5 protein-coding genes are annotated in these 4,429 nt (G+C 32.5%); 2 read left to right on the plus strand and 3 right to left on the minus strand.

All coding sequences use genetic code 11. The annotated features are described in order from the left end of the window. Window positions 1–402 precede the first annotated feature (402 nt). Both WKI77_RS07230 and purD read left to right on the plus strand, forming a co-directional pair. Window positions 403–882, plus strand: coding sequence for an SMC-Scp complex subunit ScpB (locus WKI77_RS07230; RefSeq protein ID WP_337861155.1), 480 nt, complete (start codon window positions 403–405; stop codon window positions 880–882). Continuing rightward, entirely contained in the window at window positions 879–2,156 is a 1,278-nt protein-coding gene (gene purD / locus WKI77_RS07235) for a phosphoribosylamine--glycine ligase (RefSeq protein WP_337861156.1), read from the plus strand. The genes WKI77_RS07230 and purD overlap by 4 nt, the downstream gene beginning before the upstream one ends. Here the strand turns inward: purD and WKI77_RS07240 are convergent. From WKI77_RS07240 to WKI77_RS07250, 3 genes are all read right to left on the minus strand, one after another. Further along, complete coding sequence (locus WKI77_RS07240) at window positions 2,146–3,045, minus strand: EF-Tu/IF-2/RF-3 family GTPase (RefSeq protein WP_337861157.1); 900 nt, start codon at window positions 3,043–3,045, stop codon at window positions 2,146–2,148. The genes purD and WKI77_RS07240 overlap by 11 nt on opposite strands. A 69-nt stretch (window positions 3,046–3,114) precedes the next feature. Beyond that, window positions 3,115–3,987, minus strand: coding sequence for a ferrochelatase (locus WKI77_RS07245; protein ID WP_337861158.1), 873 nt, complete (start codon window positions 3,985–3,987; stop codon window positions 3,115–3,117). A gap of 78 nt (window positions 3,988–4,065) precedes the next feature. Then, the gene (locus WKI77_RS07250) at window positions 4,066–4,230 is read right to left on the minus strand and encodes a hypothetical protein (RefSeq protein ID WP_337861159.1); all 165 of its coding nucleotides are present in this window, start codon (window positions 4,228–4,230) and stop codon (window positions 4,066–4,068) included. Between the last annotated feature and the right edge of the window lie 199 nt (window positions 4,231–4,429).

Raw genomic sequence — 4,429 nt, forward strand, 5'->3', positions numbered from 1 at the left:
CATCTAAACCTATTACTATCTTGATCACCTCCTAAGTGGTTACTGTGAGTTTCAGAATCGAATGGCTCGACAAACTTCTATCCACCATTATTAATGGTACAACATCGAGTCGAAGGAGAGGCAATCTATAGAACGACCTCGAAGGTCAAGAAAAGAACCGCCTCTCTCCGATTCTCACAGGCATATCGTCATATACCTGCGGTTGAATAAAGTTTTTCATGATGTCTGTCAAGCAGAAAAGTATTTATTAACTCTTTCAATATTTCAAACTGGTCCTGCATATTTTTCATCTCCTAAATCTAAATTGTGCAGGGCCTTATCAATTTTACAGCAAATTACTTACACTACCAAATCACAATATTATGCGATAAAGTTAAATCATAAATTTGATATATAAGCTCAATGAACGATGTTGCCAGAAAAATAGAAGCAATATTATTTGCTTCAAAGGATCCCTTAAAGGCATCAGAAATAGCTGAATCCTTGAATATTACAACGCAGGAGTTTACAAAAGCAATCAAAGAGATTTCAAGGGATTATGAAAACATTAACAGTGCATTAACAGTAGGGCAGTTTGGGAACAGCTACAAAATTAAGCTAAATGAGGAATTTCTCAAGCTTGTAGATCCGTTTATAGAAAAAGAGTTCACCGATAAGCAACTTGACATGCTTTCGTATATATATAAAAGGTCCGGAGAAGTTATATCAGGAGACCTGAGAGAACATTTTGGCTATAATTATAAAGAAGATCTGGACCAGCTGAAAAAAAGCGACATGGTTTCAGCAAGGAAATACAGGAATACCCATAAATATAAGGTGACAACGGAATTTAACCGCAAGTTTAATATTAACAAAAGGACATTACGGTCAGAGGAAAAATGAATATCTTGCTGGTAGGCAGTGGAGGAAGAGAAGATGCAATTGCAAGAAAGATAAGTGAAACCGATACACTTTATTCAGTTGTGACCAATGAGAATCCATCAATACTTAGATTATCAAACGGTGTAATGAAATACACAAAAAATTCTCAGGAAATTATTAATTTTGCAAATAAGAATAAAATAGATATGGCTTTTGTTGGGCCTGATGATATCCTTGATACCGATCTTGTGGATAAACTCAGAGAAAACCACATACCTGTTGCTTCACCTGGAAAAAATGCTGCAATGATTGAAACTTCAAAGGAATACATGCGGTATATAATGAAAAAATATAAAATTAAAGGAGATATTGAAAATACATTAATATCCAGTAAGGATGAATTATCAAATTTTTTTAAAAACAATGATTTTGAATATGCTATAAAACCAATTGGGCTTACAGGCGGCAAGGGAGTAAAAGTAATGGGTTTGCAGCTCAGCAATGCAGCCGAAGCAGTGAAATATGCATCTGAAATTATAGATCGTGATGGCAAAGTCCTTATTGAAAAAAGGGAAATAGGAGAAGAATTCTCTATTCAGGCATTTACAGACAGCAAAACTGTTGCATGCATGCCTGTGGTGCAGGACTACAAAAGGCTATACGAGAACGATCTCGGCCCCAATACAGGTGGAATGGGTTCAATATCAGATAAAAATTTTATACTTCCATTTCTTTCAATAGATGTTGTAAACGAAGCAAGAGAAATTCTCAAGCATATAGTCAATGCAATGAAAGAAGATAATAATCCGTTCAAGGGAGTAATTTATGGCCAATTCATGAATACAGACCATGGCGTCAAGGTAATTGAAATAAATGCAAGATTTGCAGATCCGGAGAGCATAAATGTATTAACATTGCTAAAATCCAATATTGTCGATATTTTTCTGGATATATACAGTGAAACTTTAAAAAACAATATAAAATTTATAAATAAGGCCACAGTGCTCAAATATATAGTACCACCGGGATATGGAATAAAGCCAAGAGAAACAGAATTAACAATTAAAGATAGAATCGAAACAGATAATTTTAAGGTTTATTATTCGTCTGTATCGGGAACACTGAATAAAGTTACAACTACAAAATCCAGGTCTCTTGCACTTATAGGTATTGCAGATACTATTTATGAGGCATCGGACATTGTTGAAGGAAATCTAAAATATATAACCGGCGACTATTATATAAGGCACGATATCGGAACCGAATCAATGATAAGCAGAAAAATTAAAGATTGATAGTTCCAAAAATTCTTGGCACAATATTATTATTTGATAATGCAACTTTATTCTTTACAATCGGTATTTTTTTATCAAGGATTATATGGTCATTTTCAAATTTTCCCCTCTGGAATCTCATTATATCTGATACAAAAACCTCAAAATTATCGCCAAGATCCATTTTCAGGCTTCTTTGCAATACTACTTTCCCTTTTATTGTTTCAGCATATTCAAATGGCTTATCTGATAAAAACATGCCCCTTTCCATATCAGAAGGCTCTACATTTTTTAATGCAAGGCCAACTCTTGATCCAGCAGAAGCTGTATCCACATCCACATCATTCATCTGTATTGATCGGATTTCAACCTCCTTATCAAGATCTGAAAGTATCAGCTTCTGATGTTTTGATATGCTTCCGGAAAGGACAAAACCAAGGGCCACAGTGCCTACTCCCTTAACTTTAAAGAAATGATCTATTACTGTCATGTTGCTATTTTTATCCCTTATTATCTTCATTGATTTTATCTGCTCTACCAATTCCATAGGCTTTCCATTAAAGAATTTATAATCCTTTAATGATGTATTTTCTATAATTTTCTTAATTATTGGTTTCTGTTCTTCACCTGCTATTATTATCCCATTTTTCTTTTCCATGAGATCAAGGGCAACTATAACTTCTCCAAGATCCTTATTAATGGTACTTACTTTTACAATTGCAATATCTGAAGGATATATAGAATCGGTGAGTGACGATACCTTTTCAGGATATTTTACAGGTTCAATAAATGTCATTACCATATCGCCATCTTTTCGGTGGTATAACAGTATGTCGCTGTTTGTGCCAATTTTGGCTATTTCCTTTATATAATCAGAAGCGTTATAACAAAAAATGTTGTATGATTCCATAATCAGTTATGCAATAAAGCTTAAAAAGATTTAAGTTTTTAATTAAATTTATATGTTAAAATTATTAAATTAACTTTCTGCATTCAGGCCAAGTATGGCATTTTTTAAAAGTATTGCCATACCATCGGCATCTGAAGGAGTTTTTGCCCTTGCATATCCAATTCCATGTGTTTCAAGGAATTCCTTATATTTGACATCAAGGTCAAAAAGAATCTCTAAATGTTCATAAAGGAATCCTATTGGAGAAACAAGCAAGTTTTCAACCTTATCATTTTTGAATCGTTCAATTAGAGAATATATAGACGGTTCGATCCATTTGCCATAATGCCCCTGGCTGTAAAATGCGGTATAATATTTTTCAATGCCCATCATATCAGAAATTTTTTTGCTGTTATCCATAAGTGAGGATATATATTCAGATTCATCATCTATAAGCGGAAGGCTGTGTGCAGTAAACAAAAAGTTATCAAAATCATAAACATATTTGCTGATTTCATTTACCCACATGGATCTCAGTATGCTGTGGTCCAGTCCATTTATAAATGTTAATTTTAAATTTTTCCCATTTAAACCTCTTTTTAATGGAATTTCATATGATTTTTTTATATTATTGGATTTAAATGCAAATAATGGCAATGCTATTAGTTCTTCATAATCAGAATCCAGTGATGATACTACCTCTTCAATACCGGGATGCCAGTGCTTATAAGCCTCAGCAACTTCAAAATCCCCATATTTGTTTAACAATTTTTTAAGCTTTTTTATCAGGTTACTGATTATCTGATTTGATGGAGATTTGCCGTTTACCATTTTATACTTTTTTATATTTTCATCTAAAATATTTTGTGGTACCGGTTTTCCTTCGAAGATGCCGGACAGATATTCAGGAACATCCTCAATTTTTTCCGGGCTTCCATAACTCAACAGAATTACCTTTTTCATGCCCGATTATCTTACTCATAGATTTATTATTTTCTCTAATTTTGAATTATTATTCACAAAAATTTCCCCTCATGTTTTTTAATGGTGAATACAATGAAAGTAATCTGATAAAAACACTGCCAATGAACCTGTTATTCTTATTAATGAATTTGCCTTCTGGTTTACTGTTGAATTATTATTGTAATATGAATACCATCCTGCATCAAAAACTATCACTAGAGTTTTATCGGGATGAAAATTCATAACAATAAATTTCAATTGCGAATAAATATTTTAATATTGAATTTATACTGGTTTATAAAAAAATTAATTTAAATTATAAAAATTATAGAACAAAATATAATAATTAAAAAAATAATTTTATGGGGAGTTTAAGTACTCTCTCCATGTTGTGCCTTCCATCATTGGATTTAACAGCCTTATGTAAGGACCTCTTATAAGT

The organism is Ferroplasma sp., assembly GCF_037442045.1.
In the GTDB taxonomy this organism is placed as follows: Archaea; Thermoplasmatota; Thermoplasmata; order Thermoplasmatales; family Thermoplasmataceae; genus Ferroplasma.